We start from the raw sequence: 17,222 nt of genomic DNA on the forward strand, positions 1-17,222 counted from the left end.
ATTAGTGAAATTGCGTTAAGATTTTTATGTTAACGACGGCAGACAGAAAGGAGACATCTTATGATTAATACCTATATCAATTCAGATGAAGGGACCATTATTAAAGCTGAACGATTCCAGCCGAACAACTGGATCAATATGACGCAGCCATCGCGCGAAGAAATGGAAGAAGTAGCGGAGTATTTCAATATCCCGATTGAATTCCTGGAAGATCCGCTCGACCCGGAAGAAAGTGCGCGTATTGAATATGATGAAGAGACGAACAGTACATTGATCATCAATGATTTTCCGATTATAGATGAAAACATCAAACAGACTGTATCCTATATCACAGTACCGATCGGCATCATCTTAAGTAAAGGTTATATCATCACGATCTGTTCCCGTGAACATGAGATGTTCAATAAACTGATGAATCGCCGTTTTGATCTGCGCATGAAATCGAGATTTCTGCTGGAAGTACTCTTTACAGTAGCGACGATGTACAACAATACACTGAAGCGACTGAACCGTGAACGTCTGCGCATCGAGAGTAACTTAAGAACATCACTGACGAATAAGCAGCTCTATGAACTGATGGAACTCGAGAAAAGTCTGGTGTACTTCCTGACCTCACTCACGGCCAACGGTGATACAATCAAGCGGATCTTCCGCTCCCGTTCAATCAAGCTTTATGATGAAGATAAAGAACTGCTGGAAGACTTGATGATTGAGAATACACAGGCTTTAAGTACGACAGAGCTCTATACGAATATCCTGGAGAGTATCGCCGGGTCCTATTCTTCACTCATCGGTAATGAGATGAACAATATCATGCGGCTCCTCACACTAGTCACAGTATTCCTGACCTTGCCGACCCTTGTCTTCAGTTTCTTCGGTATGAACGTCGACTTGCCTCAACTGAACTGGATAGGCACGGTATCAGTCGCGTTTCTTCTGATGGCACTGACCTATATTTTCCTTGTCAAAAAGAACATCTTCAAATAGCAGAAGGACTGAACAATATGTTCAGTCCTTTATTTTTGATATTCGCCGAGAAACTGCTCTTTTTCATTGAAGAGTGTCGGGTAACTTAAGAAGCCGACCATGACACTTGATACAGTCGCAGCAGTGAGCAGCAGGAAAAGAATAAGCAGCTGGAACTGGACAGCGACGATAGGGTCTGCCCCCCCGATAATCTGGCCGCTCATCATCCCCGGCAACTGTACGAGCCCCATCGTCTTCTGACTTTCAATCGTCGGTATCATCGCACTTCTGATGGCTGACATCAGGCTTCTATGTATGGCCTGTTTATTCGTTCCGCCAAGCGATAATATCAGTTCGATCTGTTCATCGTTATTTCTGATTTCACTGAGGAAGCGGTTTAAGAACAGAAGGGAGAGGACCATCGAGTTACCGATGACCATGCCGCTGATAGGGATGACATAACGCGCTTCAAACGGGATGATGTGAAAGCCGAGCATAATCCCCATCGTAATGACTTCAACTGTGATCAGTGTCACGACAATCTTCCATGTGATACCTTTTATACCTTGCCCTTTTTTGATGATATTCTGAGTCGCTGCTGTGATCATCAGTAAGATCATCAGCAGGATATAGACAGGATGATTGCCCTCAAAGACAAATGTCAGAATATAACCGACTATAAAAAGTTGGATGGTGCTGCGGATTGTCGCGATGATAATATCTTTCTCGAGACCCAGTTTCAGGTAAGCTGTGAGCACTAAAGGAATGATGACGAAGATGATCGTCAGACTAAGCTGTAATAGGGTCATTGTTCTTCTCCTTCAATAAATTCTCTGACTGCTGAAATTTGACTGTGCAGCAATGTCTTGGAATCACCTGTATGTTCGACGCGTCCGTCTTTCAGCATGATATAACGGTCTGTGGCCCGCACTGCCTGGTCAACATCATGTGTAATCCAGATAATGGTGACTTGCTGACTCTCATGAATAGAATGAATGAGCTTTTCCACTTCTTTCACACTGCGCGGGTCCAGACTGGAAGTGATTTCATCGAGCAGGAGCACACGCGGCTGATTGACGAGTGTACGTGCTATAGACAGTCTCTGACGCTGACCACCGGACAGAGATTTGATGTCCTGTGTCAATGGGACATCTTCTAAATCGACCTGGGTAAGAAGACGGACCGCTTCATCTTCAGTTAGAGTGTCTGCCGCAATGGCTCTTGGCAGATTCAGGTTGTCAAAGACTGTGCCGGGCAGCATCGGCGCACTCTGCAGCGCCATACCGGCATGGCGTCTGAGATTCAGCATATCCATATTGGAGATAGGGGTGTCATTGAAGTAAATTTCTCCGGAAGTGGGGCTATGCAGTCCGTTCAGGAGTTTAAGCAGAGTCGTTTTGCCGGCCCCTGAAGGTCCGATGAGTGCTGTGATGGTGCCGGACGGAAACTGGCAGGTGATATCATGCAGAATATGATGCTCATTTCGAGTGACATTAATTTTTTCAAGTTGGATGGTCGTCATTTTTAGATTCCTTTCTAGAGAGTGTCCTCATGACTTATGATATGATTAGACTAGGTGATGATAATGATAAATATAGGATTAACCGCCTGGTCGGATCATGATACATTATATCCTGAACTGGCGAATAAAAAAGATAAATTATATACATATGGCAGTTATTTTCCGACTGTTGAACTGGATGCAAGTTACTATGCGATCCAGCCTGAACGGAATATACGGAAATGGATCAGTGAGACGCCGGACCGCTTCAAGTTTGTCGTCAAAATTCATCAGGCACTGACCGGCCATGCGGAAGTCGAGCAGTACGCAGATACGAGAATCCAGCTGATTGAACAGTTTAACCTGATGGTAGGTCCATTGATAGAAGAAGACCGGCTGGCCATGGTCCTGGTGCAGTTCCCGCCCTGGTTCGACTGTAATACCCAGAACATTAATTATATACTATATCTGAAGCAGCACTTACGAGAAATGCCTATCGCGATAGAATTTCGTCATGACAGCTGGTTTACAGAAGAGATGACAGAGAATACGCTGCATTTTCTCTATGAAAATAAACTGATCCATGCGGTATGTGACGAGCCGCAGAGCGGTCATGGCTCTATTCCGATGGTGAACCGGGTGACGCATCCCATCTCGCTTGTCAGGCTGCACGGCAGAAATGTGGCAGGCTGGACGAAGAAGGATATGTCTGACCAGGAATGGCGGGATGTCCGCTATTTATACGAATACAATGAAGAAGAACTGCAGGCTCTCGCAGCCAAGTTCAGAATACTCGATCAGAAGGCAGAAGAAGTGTACGTCATCTTCAATAATAACTCAGGCGGACATGCAGCAGGCAATGCCTTACGGATGAAAGAGATACTCGGGATTGATTATGATCATTTAAATGCACAGCAGCTGTCGCTGTTCTAAGGAGGACAAGATGTCTATTGTACTACTCATTTTACTGGGCGTCGGCTCAGCTATTCTCGGCTCATTGGTCGGTCTCGGCGGGGGTATTATTATCGTGCCTTCCCTCATCTTTTTAGGTGGGACAGGTCTAATAGGCGGCATCACCCCGCAGACAGCTATCGGGACCTCAACGGTCATCCTGATCGCCACAGGATTATCGGCTTCAATCGGCTATATCAAGGCAAAACAGGTCGATATCAAGTCCGGTTTTCTCTTTCTGCTCGGCATTGTGCCGGGCGCTATTGTGGGCGCTTATCTCAGTCATTTTCTGACGCTGAAAAGTTTCAATCTTTATTTCGGTCTGCTGATGATTATGATGAGTATCGTCCTGATGTTCAGGGATAAGATCAGGCCGATCAGGTTTTTTCAGAATCCCGCCCGTATGCGGTCTTTCACTGATGCCAAAGGGCAGACCTTCGAGTACAGTATTGCGCCGGTGCCTGCTGTGATGGCGACGTTTCTGGTCGGCTGCTTAACGGGATTGTTTGGTATTGGCGGCGGTGCGCTGATGACACCGCTCATGATTATCGCCTTCAGATTCCCACCGCATATCGCAGTCGGTACAAGCATGCTCATGATCTTGTTCTCCAGTATCTCTGGTGCTATCAGTCATATTGTGCAGGGCAATGTCATCTGGCATTACGCAGTTATTCTAGTCGTTTCAAGTTTTATCGGCGCCTCAATCGGTGTCCAGATCAATAAACGTGCAAAGTCAGAGACAGTCGTACTGATGCTGAGACTCATTATGCTGGCTCTTGGTTGTTATCTGATCATAAAAAGCCTGATTTAAAGAGGGGATATTATGGAAATCAAACTCTACCATACAAATGATATTCACAGTCATCTGTCGACTTTCAATAAGATTATTCGCTATTTAAAGGACAGACCGGACAACAGTTATTACGTCGATCTAGGCGATCATGTGGATAGAAGTCATCCTTATACCGAGGGAACACTGGGCAAAGGAAACGTTGAACTGCTGAACGAAGCACATGTCAAAGTAGCGACCATCGGCAACAATGAAGGCATCACATTGACCCATGAGGACTTTAATGCACTGTATGATGAGGCAGACTTTAAAGTGACATGCTGCAATCTGTTTGATATGGAAGGACAGCTCCCCCGTCACCTCAGGCTGCATGTGATCGATGAGTTCAAGGGTGTTAAATTCGGCTTTATCGGTGCAACAGCAGAGTTCACACCTTTTTATAAGGCACTCGGCTGGCAGGTGACTGAGCCGCTTGACGCCATCCGCAAGCAGGTTGAAGCGATCCGCAGTGAATGTGATGTCATCATTATTCTGAGTCATCTAGGGATTTTTGCCGACCGCCGGATTGCCGAGGAAATTCCAGGTATCGATTTAATACTCGGTGCGCATACGCATCATCATTTTGATAAGGGGGAACGGGTCAACGGTGTCCTTATCGGTGCGGCGGGCAGATATGGTGAATATATCGGTGAGATCAAACTGCAATTTGACGGCCGACGTCTCGTGCAGAAAGAGGCAAGACTGATTGAGACTGATGAACTGACCGATAGTGAGGATCATTATTATGAGGAAGGCCGTGACTTGCTCAGTGAAGTCATCCATCACAGTCCGGTCAGTCTGCCAAGACGACTGTACAGCGCGTCCTACACGACGGCACTGCTGGCAAGGGAACTGAGAATTGAACTGGATGCAGACTGTGCCTTGATCAATTCAGGACTGATCGTTGAAGGTTACGAAGGAGACAGCTTGACGAAATATGATCTGCATAAGATGCTGCCGCATCCCATTAATCCTGTTAAGATCACACTTTCCGGACGAGAGCTGAAGGAAGTCATCGCTATGAGCAGCAAGCATGAGTTCCGCGATGAAATCGTCAAAGGATATGGCTTCAGGGGTGACGTCTTCGGTATGTATGTGACGGATCATATCGGCTATATTCAGTCCGAGCGACAGTTTTTTGTGGGGGATCAGCTGATTGATGATCATCAGACCTATACACTTGCCACGCTAGATATGTATACGTTCGGACGCTTTTTCCCGCAGTTCGTTCAGAATGACAAAGCCTACTTTATGCCTGAGTTTCTGCGGGATGTCATGCAGCTCGCACTGGATAGAAGGTTTTCATGAAGCAGACATTTTAATTTAAATCACTTTGCGTTATAATTAATGGATATCGGAGGGATGTATTGTGGCGACAAGAAATGAAGAAATTCTCAGAAAACCTGAATGGTTAAAAATAAAGCTTAATACGAACCAGAACTATACAGGACTTAAGAAAATGATGCGTGAGAAGAACCTGCATACGGTATGTGAGGAAGCAAAATGTCCGAACATCCATGAGTGCTGGGGTGAACGACGTACAGCGACTTTCATGATTCTCGGTGCAGTCTGTACACGTGCCTGCCGCTTCTGTGCGGTTAAGACAGGTCTGCCGAACGAACTTGACTTAAATGAACCCGAACGTGTGGCAGAATCAGTCGAACTGATGAACCTGAAGCACGTTGTCATCACAGCGGTGGCACGTGATGACTTGAAAGACGGCGGTTCTGAAGTCTATGCAGAAACGATCCGCAAAGTACGCGAACGCAATCCATATACGACAATAGAAGTGCTGCCATCAGATATGGGCGGCAGCTTTGAGAACTGGGAGCGCCTCATGAATGCGCGACCTGATATCCTGAATCACAATATCGAAACAGTCCGCAGATTGACACCGAGAGTTCGGGCTCGTGCGACCTATGACCGCTCACTTGAAGTGCTCCGTCGTTCAAAGGAACTGCAGCCGGATATTCCGACTAAATCAAGTCTGATGGTCGGCCTGGGTGAGACTTGGGACGAAATCCTTGAAGTGATGGATGATCTGCGTGCAAATGACGTGGACATCATGACAATCGGCCAGTACTTGCAGCCGTCTCGGAAGCATATCAAAGTTCAGAAATACTATTCACCGCTTGAATTCGGTAAATTGCGTAAAATAGCGATGGACAAAGGTTTCAAACACTGCCAGGCTGGGCCGATGGTACGTAGTTCTTACCATGCTGATGAACAGGTGAACGAGGCAGCGAAACAACGTCAGGCGCTCGGAGAAGCTTAATGATTGTGAGAGCAGGCGACCATCATTTTGAGATAATGGTCGATCATAAGAATGCTTTCAATCAGGAGCAGTTTGAAACGCGCTATTCAGAAGTACTCGATAAATATCCGATTATTGTCGGTGATATCGGCTATGAACAGCTGCGTCTGAAAGGCTTCTATGAAGATAAAAATAAAAAAGCGGATATCAGCCGTAGATTTTCAAGCATCCAGGATTATCTGCTCGAATACTGTAACTTCGGCTGTGCTTATTTCGTCCTGAAACGGCTGACAGTACATGAAGTGATTCGCCACCAGGCAGAAGAGGTTGACGGAGAAACAGTAGAGGAAACGCCAGTAGAGGCTGAGGCAGTCCAAATAGAAGAGCCGGTGACACTCGCACCGGCTCAGGAGATTGACGATCTTAACACTGGTAAAACGCTCAAGGATTTTTTAAAGTAACTGCGCAGGCAGTTACTTTTTTTTAATGGATGACGTCATTTAAGAATTCAGTCACTTCTGCCGCTTCAGCGTCACTGATACCAAGCACATAAGCAATATAACCTTCCTCTTCCAGGTCATCACGACCGATGATGCCGAATTTATTGGACTGCGTATTCAGCACGATGGTCTTACCGTAATGGCGGTCGGTCTGGATGAGTGTCAAATCATGACGAGATTCTCCTAGAAAGCTGACGAAACGGACATTCGCCTTCTCAGAGTCATCGTATAAGAACATATCTATCATAATATCCCTCCGTCTCAAGTATATCAGTAATGAAGGCGATAAGAAAATTTGTTAAACTAGGGATGGAGGCGATAACATGTACTTTGTAGATCGAGATGAACTCGCATTAAAGCTTGACTATATCACACAACTGACAGCTGATTTCACAGCTGCAGAAGGCTATGCGCTTGAACGCATCTGTCATATGCTGATTGAAAGCACGGTGGACGTCGGCAATATGATGATAGATGGCTTTATCATGCGTGACCCGGGTAGCTATCAGGATGTGATTGACATCATGGAAATGGAGAAAGTGATTACAGGTGATGATGCCAAGATGATATCAGCGACATTACCGACGAGACAGTGGATGGTCCGTGACTATACCCACATCGACCACGATAAACTGAAATCTGTATTCAGTGCCAATCTGGCAGCTTATACGCATTTCCAGCGTGCTGTGGAATCATTTATTGACAGAGAACTGGGACCGGTATCTGCATTCGGTAAAGGAGGCAATCATGAAAAAATATAAAGGGTATCTGCTGGATCTTGACGGAACGATGTACGCTGGGACACAAGTGATTGAAGGCGCAAAGGAATTCATCGATTATCTGCATGATAATGAACTGCCTTATCTATTTGTGACCAACAATGCTTCAAAGACACCGGACGAAGTCGCAGCGAAAATGACGGGAATGGGTTTCCCCTGCACGGCTGAGAATGTGGTGACGTCTGCGATGGCAACAGCGATGTATATAGCAGATGAGAAGCCCGGCGCTCGTGTTCACTGCGTCGGCGGTAAAGGCATCAGACAGGCACTTGTAGATGAAGGACTGGAAATTGTCGAGGATGTCGAGGCGGATTATGTCGTCATCGGATTAGATGTGGACATCACTTATGACAAGCTGGCGAATGCAGCACTGGCCATTCGGAACGGGGCCACATTTATTTCAACGAATCCGGACCGGACGTTGCCGAGTGAACGAGGGCTTTTGCCGGGGAACGGCGCACTGACCAGTGTGCTGACAGTAGCGACGGATGTAGAACCTCTTTTCATCGGCAAGCCGGAAGTCCATATTATGAATAAGGCAGTCGAGATGATCGGACTGCCGAAAGAGGAGCTGGTGATGATCGGAGACCTTTATATGACGGATATACTGTCCGGCATCAACAGCGGGATTGATACGTTGCACGTCCAGACGGGGGTCTCGACTTATGATGCAGTGATGGCAGAAGAAGTGCCGCCGTCTTATTCAGTCAAGAACTTGAATGATGTCATTAAGAGTTATCAGGAGGGTGCAGAATGAAGGTTTTAGTGACCAGACAGATACCTGAACGATTTATAGAGGACCTGCAGAGTGTCGCTGACGTTGAAATGTACGGCGAAAAATTAAAGGCGATGCCAAGAGAAGAGCTCCTTAACAAGAGCCGGGATGCAGATGTGGTCATCACGATGATGAGTGATCAAATCGACCGGGAATACCTGGATAGTTGTCCGGAGCTGAAGGCTGTCATCAACTTAGCGGTCGGTTATGATAATATAGACGTCGATTATGCGAAGGAAAAAGGAATCATCGTCTGCAACACGCCTGACGTTCTGACAGAGACCACTGCAGAACTCGGCTTCACGCTGATGCTTATCACGGCGCGCCGTATCATTGAAGCGGCTCAATTAGTGGCAGCAGGCGAGTGGAAAGGCTGGGAACCTTATTTGATGGCAGGCACAGATGTCTACAGAAAATCTGTCGGTATCTACGGCATGGGATCAATCGGTACTGCCTTTGCAAGGCGCTGCAAGGGATTTGATATGGATATCATGTATCATACGCGTTCAAGACATGAAGACGCTGAAAGAGAGCTGGGCGCAAAGTATGTCTCATTCGATGAACTCCTGCAGGCAGATTACATCGTCTGCACAGCCCCTCTCACGAAAGAAACAGCCGATATCTTCAATAAGGATACATTCCGCAAGATGAATGACCATGCAATCTTCATTAATATCGGACGTGGCGGCCACGTGGTAGAGGAAGACCTGCTCGCAGCTGTCCAGAATGGTGATATCGCTGCGGCAGGGCTGGATGTACTCCGCGAGGAACCGATTAAGGAAGGACATCCTTTCCTGAAGGAGAACAAGATTGTCGTGTTACCGCATATCGGCAGTGCGACCGTTGAGACACGTGACGCCATGATCCAGCTCTGTGTCGATAATGCTAAACATGTGATAAGAGGTCAAGAACCTAAGACACCTGTACACTAAAGAAGACCTGGAACTTGAAGTTCCAGGTCTTCTTTAGTGTTCTTATTTTTTAAGGAGGAGGGCACCGACAGATAATGCGGCCCCTGCAGCCATACCGAGCATCTTCACCTTAGGGTTAGCGCTCGGACGGTTACTTTCACGGGTGCCGGCTGCTTTGCTTGGCAGTTCGGCAGCTGACACTCTGTCTATATTGCCGACGTCCGTCTGAACGGGATCGACAATACCCTGTTCTTGTTTCAGCTGCTCAAAGCTGGTACCGAATCCTTTAACAAACTTCGTCAGGACGATAGAGCCTTCAACGAAATCTTTATTCGTCAGCACATTGAGAAGTCCCATCCAGCCGAGTGGTTTACTCTGGTTGTATTCAGTAGATAATTTCAGCCCTTTATTGAACTTTAAGATCATCGGTTCAATTTCACTGAAGTTGAATTTCCCGAGTCCCTGGACGAGCAGGAGACCATTACGGATGGCTTTATCTGTCTCTGTATCGTTGACTGCTTTTAGGACACGAGTCAGGATCGGATCACTTTTAGCAAGTCCGGCATTCAGCGCATTGATGACTTCATGGTCATCCAGCTGTTCAAGCAGGCGGAACAGCTTATGCAGGGTGTCTTTATGCATAATCAGCTGATCTTCAAGTTCACGAAGTTCTTTCGCGCGAACGGCTTCAACATCGACTTCTGTTCTTCTGATCACTTTAGTAGCTTGTGCCATTACTTACCACCTCTTCTTTCTTTGACGATAGTGCCCGGGAAGATATAGTCACGACGCGCCCATTTCTTCTGGACATTGACACCCATCTGCGGTACACGGTGACCATAGCGGAAGTTCGTTTTAGGGAGTGGTGATTTACCACCTTTATCTAAAATGATTAATTTTGCTTTCGTTTCCTTATAGGCAGGTGTTGAGGTATCTTTATCAGCAATAGAACTTGACAGCAGGTTGATCGCTGCGTCGCCTGAGTCGTTCATTGGCAGGTAGACTTCTTTGCCATAAACGCGGTCAGTGACGATGGTCTTAACATCTACACGGCCATAAGGAGACTGCAGACGTACGAGTGTGCCGTCTTCAAGGCCACGCTCTGCTGCCAGTTCATGAGAAACCTCCAGGAAGGCACCCGGTGTCTCAAGCACCAGACCTTCTACTTTATAGGTCATATTCCCCTCGTGGAAATGTTCAAGCAGACGGCCGTTGTTGACATGGATATCATATTCTGCCGGATATTCAGTTGGTTCTGTCCAGTCCACTGGTGCGAATCGAGCTTTCTTATCATCAAACGGGAAGCCGTCTGTGAAGAGAAGAGGTGAATCAGTGCCGTCTTCATGGACCGGCCACTGCAAGCTGTTGAAGCCTTCAAGACGTTCATAGTTGACACCCGCATAGATAGGTGTCAGTGCAGCGATTTCGTCCATGATCTGGCTTGGGTGCGTGTAATTCCAGTTTGCACCGAGCAGGTTGGCGATCTCCTGAATGATGATCCAGTCAGGTTTAGAACCTTCGAGCGGTTCCATCACCTGATACAGACGCTGGATACGACGTTCTGTATTGGAGAATGTACCTGTTTTCTCGAAGCTTGGTGCAGCAGGTAAGACCACGTCTGCATACTCTGCTGTTTTAGAGAAGAAGATGTCCTGGACCACCATAAACTTCAGTTTCTCGAAACCGGCACGGACGTAGTTGACGTTAGAATCGACGATACCCATGTCTTCACCTTTTAAGTAAAGAACATCAAGTTCACCGGCATGCATCGCATCAACCATCTGGTGGTTGTTCTGACCTTTTTCAGGATTCAGTTCACGGCCCCATGCTTTGCTGAACTTGGCAAGTGCTTCTTTGTCGTCAATCTTCTGGTAACCTGGTAAGTGAGTCGGCATACTACCCATATCACTTGCCCCCTGGACGTTGTTATGACCGCGGAGAGGATAAGCGCCTGCGCCCGGCTTCATATAGTTACCTGTTGCAAGCAGGAGGTTGGAGATCGCTGTCGAAGCATCACTGCCTCCACGCTGCTGGGTGATACCCATTGCCCACATGACCACTGTCGATTTCGCTTCGTGAATCATCGTTGCCACTTTAATCAGTTCGTCTTTTGTCAGACCTGTATGCTGCACGGCATAATCCAGTGTATATTTCTCAAGACCTTTGACAAGTTCATCAAAGTTGTTGACGTGCTCAGCGATGAACGCTTTGTCATGCCAGTCATTGTCGATGATATATTTAGTGACAGCATTCAGCCAGACTAAGTCAGATGATGGATTTGGACGGATGAACATATCCGCACGTTCGGCAAGCTCGTGTTTACGGATATCAGAGACCAGAATCTTCGAGCCGCGGACTTTCTGTGCACTCTTCACACGTGTCGCGATGACAGGATGTGCTTCTGCGGTGTTAGTACCGATACCGATGATCAGTTCCGCGCTACCGATATCTGTGATAGAACCAGAGTCACCACCATAACCGACTGTACGCCATAAGCCCATAGTCGCCGGAGACTGACAGTAACGTGAACAGTTATCGACATTGTTTGTACCGACAACTGCACGAGCCAGTTTCTGCATGAGATAAGACTCTTCGTTCGTACACTTAGAAGAGGTAATAAACGCTAGACGCTCAGGTCCACGTTTTTCGATAGTCTCTTTGAAGTTCTTGGCAATCAGGGCATAAGCCTCTTCCCATGAAGCTTCACGGAATTCATTGCCTTCACGTACTAAAGGCTTCGTTAAGCGCTCGCCTGAGTTGACAAAATCCCAGCCGAATTTACCTTTCACACATGTGGAAATCTGGTTCGCCGGAGATTCAGGAGACGGCTCTACCTTAAGAATGTCACGGCCTTTAGTCCAGACTTCGAATGAACAGCCGACACCACAATAAGTACAGACTGTCTTTGTTTTCTTGATGCGGTCTTCACGCATTTCTGCTTCAATATCAGAAATAGCCATAAGAGGCGTATAACCTGTTTCAACGGCTTTCGTCACTTCAACTGCCGGACGGAATGCGTCCTTCAGCATACCAGTCAGGAAACCAGCTTCGCCTTCCATGCCGACCTCCATCATGGCGTTACATGGACAGACAGTTGAACAGTGTCCGCAGTTGACGCAGGAAGACTCGTCGATGAGTGTAGAACCGTTACCGTCCCAGATGACACGTGGACGTTCAAGTTCCCAGTCTATCATTAATGTCTCATTGACCTGGACATTCTGACAGGCCTGTACACAACGTCCGCAGAGGATACACTGATCAGGATCATAGCGATAGAATTTACCGCGGTTGACCGGTGCACCTTTAGGCGACTGATGAGTAGCCTGATGATCGATTTTTAATTTTTTAACTGTATTATGGACTGTACAGTTGCCGTTGTTGAAATCACAGACCGTACAGTAGAGTTCGTGGTTGTGTAAAACGCGGTCCATTGCGATCATCTGTGCTTCAAATGCTTCGCTTGTACCGGTTCTGACAACGTCACCTTCATTTAACTGAGTGCTACATGAACGCACGAGTTCCCCGTTGACCTCAATAATACATGCGTCACATGTTTCGATTGCTCCAAGATCCGGATGATAACATAGAGCGGGTACTTCAATACCTTTGAATCTTAAATAGTCTAACAGATTGGCTTCCGCCGGCACTGCCATTGGCTGGCCGTTTAAAGTGATTTGGATGGTTCCCGTCATAACTTCACTCATGTATTAACCCCTCTCAAAATTGATGAAAAAACTTTATGCCTACCTTAATTATATGTTTTTACAGGATTTATACAATGTAAACCCTTAAATTAATTAAAATTTCACCGCAAATACTGACGGTATCATCCGTCACTTGTTCAGGCTGTGCTATACCCGGTCTTATAGGAGAGGGGCTTACTGAAGAATAAAAAAAGACCGCTCCGAAGAGCAGTCTTAAAATACTTGTTCAACTTCTACGATACCCGGTACTTCTTCTAAAAGCGCGCGTTCGATACCTGCTTTAAGTGTGATGGTAGAAGAAGGGCATGTGCCGCAAGCCCCTAATAGACGTAATTTAACGATACCATCTTCTACATCGACAAGTTCACAGTCACCGCCGTCACGTAACAGGAATGGACGTAACTTATCAAGTACTTCACTGACTTGATCAAATTGAGTTTGTTGTTCAGTCGTCATCATAGACTCCTTTCTTTATTCATTTACTGTATAGTATAATCACTATAGCATAGTTTATTCAATTATTTAAGGGGGTTGCACATGGAACAGGTAAAAGTAAATGTTTACGGTGCAGATGTCGTATGCGCAAGCTGTGTCAATGCACCGACATCTAAAGATATCTTCGACTGGGTACAGCCGAATTTAAAGCGTAAGTTCAACAATGTGGATTTTACATTCAACTACATTGATATCAATGACAGCGCCAATCATTCAGACTACGACGAGTCTATCGTTGAACGTATACAGGCCGATGAACTTTTCTATCCATTGATCACCATGAATGATGAAATTGTCGCAGACGGCTACATCCAGCTGCCTCAGCTGACGAAGTATGTGGAGCAGCATTTCGTCCGGTAGTATCAAGATAATAAAAAGCATTGTCTCTTCAGAATAGAGACAATGCTTTTTTAACCGTTATGGTACTTGTAAAGCCAGAGGACACCTGACTTCATTAAACGAGCGATACGGCCTGTGACAGTACGGTCCATCAGGAAGGCAAAGCCTTCTTTTTCGCCGAGAGAACCGAGGAAGCCCTGCAGTTTCAGTTCCGGCATAGTGTCCGGGAGTTCCACGCCTTGCCAGACCTTTTTCAGGATGTCTACAATCTGTTCTGCCTGAACTTCCGCAAGTTGGGCACTCGGCGCATGAGGAAGGAGGGCGCAGTCACCCACGACGTAGACATTGCGATGAGTCGGAATCTGATGATACTGGTTAATGCGGACCCTGCTGCCTTCACCGAATTCGACAGGCAGATTACGCACGATTTCGACAGGCTGGATACCCGCTGTCCAGACACACAGGTCCACGTCATATGTCTCATCATTGTTATACAGTTTCCCAGGTTCCACTTTTACCACATTAGAGTGCGGAATGACTTCGACGTTGTGCTGATCGAACCATTTCTTGACATAATTGCTCAGTTTCTCCGGAAAAGCAGGTAGAATACGCTCACCGCGGTCAAAGAGTCTGATGTTAAGGTCAGAACGTGATTCTCTGAGTTCACTTGCAAGTTCAATACCGCTTAGACCTGCACCGACAACACCGACAGTACTACCTGAAGGCAGGTCTGCGATGGCGCTGTATGTATCACGCGCCTGCATGATGGATTGAATGCTGTAAGTATATTCCTCAGCACCCGGCACATTATGATATTTATCTTCGCAGCCGAGACCGATGATCAGCTCATCATAGTCAACATGTGTTTCACCCATTGAGACAATCTGTTTTTCGAGGTCAATCGACGTGATCTCTCCATACGCAAAGTTAAGACGAGCATCTTTCGGGAACTCCACCCGGACATCTTTATCTGATTCAGTTCCTGCTGCCAGCGCATAAAATTCTGTCTTTAAACCGTGGAATGGTACCCGGTCGATCAAGGTAATCGTATATTCTTCCGGTAAAGCATCTGGAAGCAGACGCTGCATGATGCGCATGTTGCCGTAGCCCCCACCAAGTAAAACAAGATTCTTCATTTGTTAATCCCCTTTTCTTACATGAGTCAAAATCCTATTTTTTTATGTACGCTTAAATTATAATATATTATACAATTGATTAGTAGAAATATCTGAAAATAGAGGTGAGCCATGAATCCGATCGTCGAATTCTGTATCTCAAATCTGGCAAAAGGCGGTCAGGTTGTATTTGATGCGCTCGAAAAAGATCCCGATATCGATTGTCTGGAATATGGGTGTCTGACCTATTGCGGACAGTGTAGCAATGAACTTTACGCCCTGGTGAATGGAGATTATGTGGCAGGGGAGAGTCCGGAACAGCTCCTTGCCAATATTTATAAGCATATAGAAGAAACATGGATGTTTTAGGAGGTTTTAAGATGACGATTACACTGACAGAAGCGGCAGCTTATGAAGTGAAGGATATGATGGAGAAGAACGGTATGCCTGATGGCTACTTGAAGATTTCAGTGAAAGGTGGCGGCTGCACCGGTCTGTCCTATGGCATGAGTGCAGAAGAAGCCCCTGGAGAAAATGACGAAATTTTGACATTTTATGGTGTTAAAGTACTCGTTGATCAGACAGATGCACCGATCTTAAAAGGAACAGTGGTCGATTTCAAACAATCATTGATGGGCGGCGGATTCGCGATTGATAACCCGAATGCCATTGCTTCATGCGGCTGTGGCAGCTCTTTTAGAACTCGCGAAGTCGCGGGCACACCGGAAAACTGTTAGTTTATATATTGAATATTCCAGTTTTTAATATTATTATTATAGTGGAATGATTTAAATATAACATGTGACGAAAATCACAATAAAATAAAAATAAGATGGGTGAATATAATGGGCTTTGAAAGAAAAAAAGTTGTTGTACTAGGTGCGGGCTACGCCGGCTTACAGACTATCACTAAATTACAGAAAAAAGTTTCAGCACAGGATTGCGATATCACTTTAATCAACAAAAATGATTATCACTATGAAGCAACTTGGTTACATGAAGCATCTGCAGGGACTTTAAAAACTCAAGATGTGCTTTATCCGATTGCGAGCGTAGTAGATGCGTCTAAAGTCGACTTCGTTAAAGCAGAAGTGACTAAGATCAACCGCGATGAAAAAACGGTCGAGACAACGAACGGTATCTTCCATTTTGATATCTTAGTCGTTGCGCTTGGTTTCGAGTCAGAGACATTTGGCATCAGCGGCATGAAAGAACATGCATTCCAGATTGAAAACGTGAATACATCCCGCCGTATCGCAAAGCACATTGAAGAGCGTTTCTCTCATTATGCACAGAGCACAGAAAAAGACGACAAAGATCTTGCTATTCTTGTAGGTGGTGCTGGGTTCACTGGTATCGAATTATTAGGTGAGTTAACAGACCGCGTACCTGAGCTGTGCAAAAAATATGGGGTTGACCCAGCTAAAGTTAAATTAACTTGTGTAGAAGCAGCGCCTAAAATGTTACCGATGTTCTCAGATGAACTTGTTAACTACGTTGTAGAATACCTTGAAGCGCGTGGTGTCGAGTTCAAAATTGCTACGCCGATCGTCGCAGCAAATGAACATGGCTTCGTTGTGAAAAACGGTGAGCAGGAAGAACAGCTCTATGCTAATACAGTGATCTGGGCTGCAGGTGTACGTGGCAGCAAGCTGATGGAAGAATCATTCGAAGGTGTGAAACGCGGCCGTATCGTCGTTCGTGAAGATAACCGTATTGACGGTTACGATGACATCTTTGTTATCGGTGACTGCTCAGCGGTTATGGCAGGTGAAGGCGACAATAAACGTCCTTATCCTACAACTGCACAGATTGCGATGCAGCAAGGTGAATTCACTGCTGATGCCATCGTTAAATTACTCAATAACCAGCCGCTTGGAAAATTCATCTACAACGAAAGAGGTACGGTTGCATCACTCGGTGCTCATGACGGCGTAGGTGTGGTAATGGGTAAAGAAATCACAGGTAAAAAAGCAGCCTTCATGAAAAAAGTGATTGACACACGTGCCGTTTTCAAAATCGGTGGTACGGGCTTAGCACTTAAAAAAGGTAAATTTTTATAATTCTTGATCAAGCAGGACTCTGACAGAGGAGTCCTGCTTT

Annotated in this window: 20 protein-coding genes; 13 read left to right on the forward strand and 7 right to left on the reverse strand. The window is 46.0% G+C overall.

From position 1 onward, the window contains the following. Positions 1-60 precede the first annotated feature (60 nt). On the forward strand, positions 61-987 hold the full coding sequence (locus QSV55_RS03380; protein WP_289650696.1) for a magnesium transporter CorA family protein: 927 nt from the start codon (positions 61-63) through the stop codon (positions 985-987). Between the two features lie 29 nt (positions 988-1,016). Here QSV55_RS03380 and QSV55_RS03385 read toward each other — a convergent pair whose 3' ends face one another. Together QSV55_RS03385 and QSV55_RS03390 are read right to left on the reverse strand one after the other, a co-directional pair. Then, positions 1,017-1,775 carry an ABC transporter permease gene (locus QSV55_RS03385; protein ID WP_133451460.1) on the reverse strand — a complete coding sequence of 253 codons (759 nt, stop codon included), beginning with the start codon at positions 1,773-1,775 and terminating at the stop codon, positions 1,017-1,019. Continuing rightward, on the reverse strand, positions 1,772-2,488 hold the full coding sequence (locus tag QSV55_RS03390; protein WP_289650697.1) for an ABC transporter ATP-binding protein: 717 nt from the start codon (positions 2,486-2,488) through the stop codon (positions 1,772-1,774). Before QSV55_RS03390 ends, QSV55_RS03385 begins: the two co-directional genes overlap by 4 nt. A gap of 63 nt (positions 2,489-2,551) precedes the next feature. Here QSV55_RS03390 and QSV55_RS03395 point away from each other — a divergent pair, with 63 nt between their 5' ends. From QSV55_RS03395 to QSV55_RS03415, 5 genes are all read left to right on the forward strand, one after another. Continuing rightward, positions 2,552-3,400, forward strand: a complete 849-nt coding sequence (locus QSV55_RS03395; protein ID WP_289650698.1) for a DUF72 domain-containing protein — start codon at positions 2,552-2,554, stop codon at positions 3,398-3,400. Between the two features lie 10 nt (positions 3,401-3,410). Further along, complete coding sequence (locus tag QSV55_RS03400) at positions 3,411-4,229, forward strand: sulfite exporter TauE/SafE family protein (protein ID WP_133451463.1); 819 nt, start codon at positions 3,411-3,413, stop codon at positions 4,227-4,229. 12 nt (positions 4,230-4,241) lie between these two features. Beyond that, complete coding sequence (locus tag QSV55_RS03405; protein ID WP_289650699.1) at positions 4,242-5,555, forward strand: bifunctional metallophosphatase/5'-nucleotidase; 1,314 nt, start codon at positions 4,242-4,244, stop codon at positions 5,553-5,555. 61 nt (positions 5,556-5,616) lie between these two features. Continuing rightward, a complete protein-coding gene (gene lipA, locus QSV55_RS03410) occupies positions 5,617-6,522 on the forward strand; it encodes a lipoyl synthase (protein WP_133451465.1) in 906 nt (301 codons plus the stop codon). Continuing rightward, entirely contained in the window at positions 6,522-6,962 is a 441-nt protein-coding gene (locus QSV55_RS03415; RefSeq protein ID WP_434784204.1) for a YutD family protein, read from the forward strand. The genes lipA and QSV55_RS03415 overlap by 1 nt, the downstream gene beginning before the upstream one ends. Before the next feature lie 22 nt (positions 6,963-6,984). Here QSV55_RS03415 and QSV55_RS03420 read toward each other — a convergent pair whose 3' ends face one another. Next, positions 6,985-7,248 (reverse strand): DUF3055 domain-containing protein, encoded by a 264-nt coding sequence (locus tag QSV55_RS03420; RefSeq protein WP_133451466.1) that lies wholly within the window; start codon positions 7,246-7,248, stop codon positions 6,985-6,987. Positions 7,249-7,324: 76 nt separating this feature from the next. Here QSV55_RS03420 and QSV55_RS03425 point away from each other — a divergent pair, with 76 nt between their 5' ends. From QSV55_RS03425 to QSV55_RS03435, 3 genes are read left to right on the forward strand one after another with little or no spacing between them, the layout of a single operon-like run. Then, entirely contained in the window at positions 7,325-7,762 is a 438-nt protein-coding gene (locus QSV55_RS03425; RefSeq protein ID WP_133451467.1) for a DUF86 domain-containing protein, read from the forward strand. After that, positions 7,749-8,537, forward strand: a complete 789-nt coding sequence (locus tag QSV55_RS03430) for a TIGR01457 family HAD-type hydrolase (RefSeq protein WP_289650700.1) — start codon at positions 7,749-7,751, stop codon at positions 8,535-8,537. Before QSV55_RS03425 ends, QSV55_RS03430 begins: the two co-directional genes overlap by 14 nt. Then, the gene (locus QSV55_RS03435) at positions 8,534-9,487 is read left to right on the forward strand and encodes a 2-hydroxyacid dehydrogenase (protein WP_289650701.1); all 954 of its coding nucleotides are present in this window, start codon (positions 8,534-8,536) and stop codon (positions 9,485-9,487) included. Before QSV55_RS03430 ends, QSV55_RS03435 begins: the two co-directional genes overlap by 4 nt. Positions 9,488-9,529: 42 nt before the next feature. Here QSV55_RS03435 and QSV55_RS03440 read toward each other — a convergent pair whose 3' ends face one another. From QSV55_RS03440 to QSV55_RS03450, 3 genes are all read right to left on the reverse strand, one after another. Continuing rightward, positions 9,530-10,201 (reverse strand): helical membrane plugin domain-containing protein, encoded by a 672-nt coding sequence (locus tag QSV55_RS03440; protein WP_289650702.1) that lies wholly within the window; start codon positions 10,199-10,201, stop codon positions 9,530-9,532. Further along, the gene (fdhF, locus tag QSV55_RS03445) at positions 10,201-13,158 is read right to left on the reverse strand and encodes a formate dehydrogenase subunit alpha (protein WP_289651045.1); all 2,958 of its coding nucleotides are present in this window, start codon (positions 13,156-13,158) and stop codon (positions 10,201-10,203) included. Before fdhF ends, QSV55_RS03440 begins: the two co-directional genes overlap by 1 nt. Positions 13,159-13,383: 225 nt before the next feature. Then, positions 13,384-13,626: a NifU family protein gene (locus tag QSV55_RS03450; RefSeq protein WP_133430760.1), complete on the reverse strand. Its 243-nt coding sequence runs from the start codon at positions 13,624-13,626 to the stop codon at positions 13,384-13,386. Between the two features lie 81 nt (positions 13,627-13,707). Between QSV55_RS03450 and QSV55_RS03455 the strand changes: the two genes are divergently transcribed. Continuing rightward, complete coding sequence (locus tag QSV55_RS03455; RefSeq protein ID WP_289650703.1) at positions 13,708-14,025, forward strand: YuzD family protein; 318 nt, start codon at positions 13,708-13,710, stop codon at positions 14,023-14,025. Between the two features lie 50 nt (positions 14,026-14,075). Here QSV55_RS03455 and QSV55_RS03460 read toward each other — a convergent pair whose 3' ends face one another. Next, positions 14,076-15,140: an NAD(P)/FAD-dependent oxidoreductase gene (locus tag QSV55_RS03460; RefSeq protein WP_289650704.1), complete on the reverse strand. Its 1,065-nt coding sequence runs from the start codon at positions 15,138-15,140 to the stop codon at positions 14,076-14,078. 111 nt (positions 15,141-15,251) lie between these two features. Between QSV55_RS03460 and QSV55_RS03465 the strand changes: the two genes are divergently transcribed. The 3 genes from QSV55_RS03465 to QSV55_RS03475 all read left to right on the forward strand — a co-directional run bounded on the left by QSV55_RS03465 (position 15,252) and on the right by QSV55_RS03475 (position 17,182). Next, positions 15,252-15,488, forward strand: coding sequence for a YuzB family protein (locus QSV55_RS03465; RefSeq protein ID WP_133451473.1), 237 nt, complete (start codon positions 15,252-15,254; stop codon positions 15,486-15,488). Between the two features lie 11 nt (positions 15,489-15,499). Next, complete coding sequence (locus QSV55_RS03470) at positions 15,500-15,856, forward strand: HesB/IscA family protein (RefSeq protein WP_133451474.1); 357 nt, start codon at positions 15,500-15,502, stop codon at positions 15,854-15,856. A gap of 108 nt (positions 15,857-15,964) precedes the next feature. Continuing rightward, entirely contained in the window at positions 15,965-17,182 is a 1,218-nt protein-coding gene (locus tag QSV55_RS03475) for an NAD(P)/FAD-dependent oxidoreductase (RefSeq protein ID WP_289650705.1), read from the forward strand. Positions 17,183-17,222: the final 40 nt, after the last annotated feature.

It is taken from the genome of Macrococcus bovicus (assembly GCF_030376725.1).
GTDB lineage: Bacteria > Bacillota > Bacilli > Staphylococcales > Staphylococcaceae > Macrococcus > Macrococcus bovicus.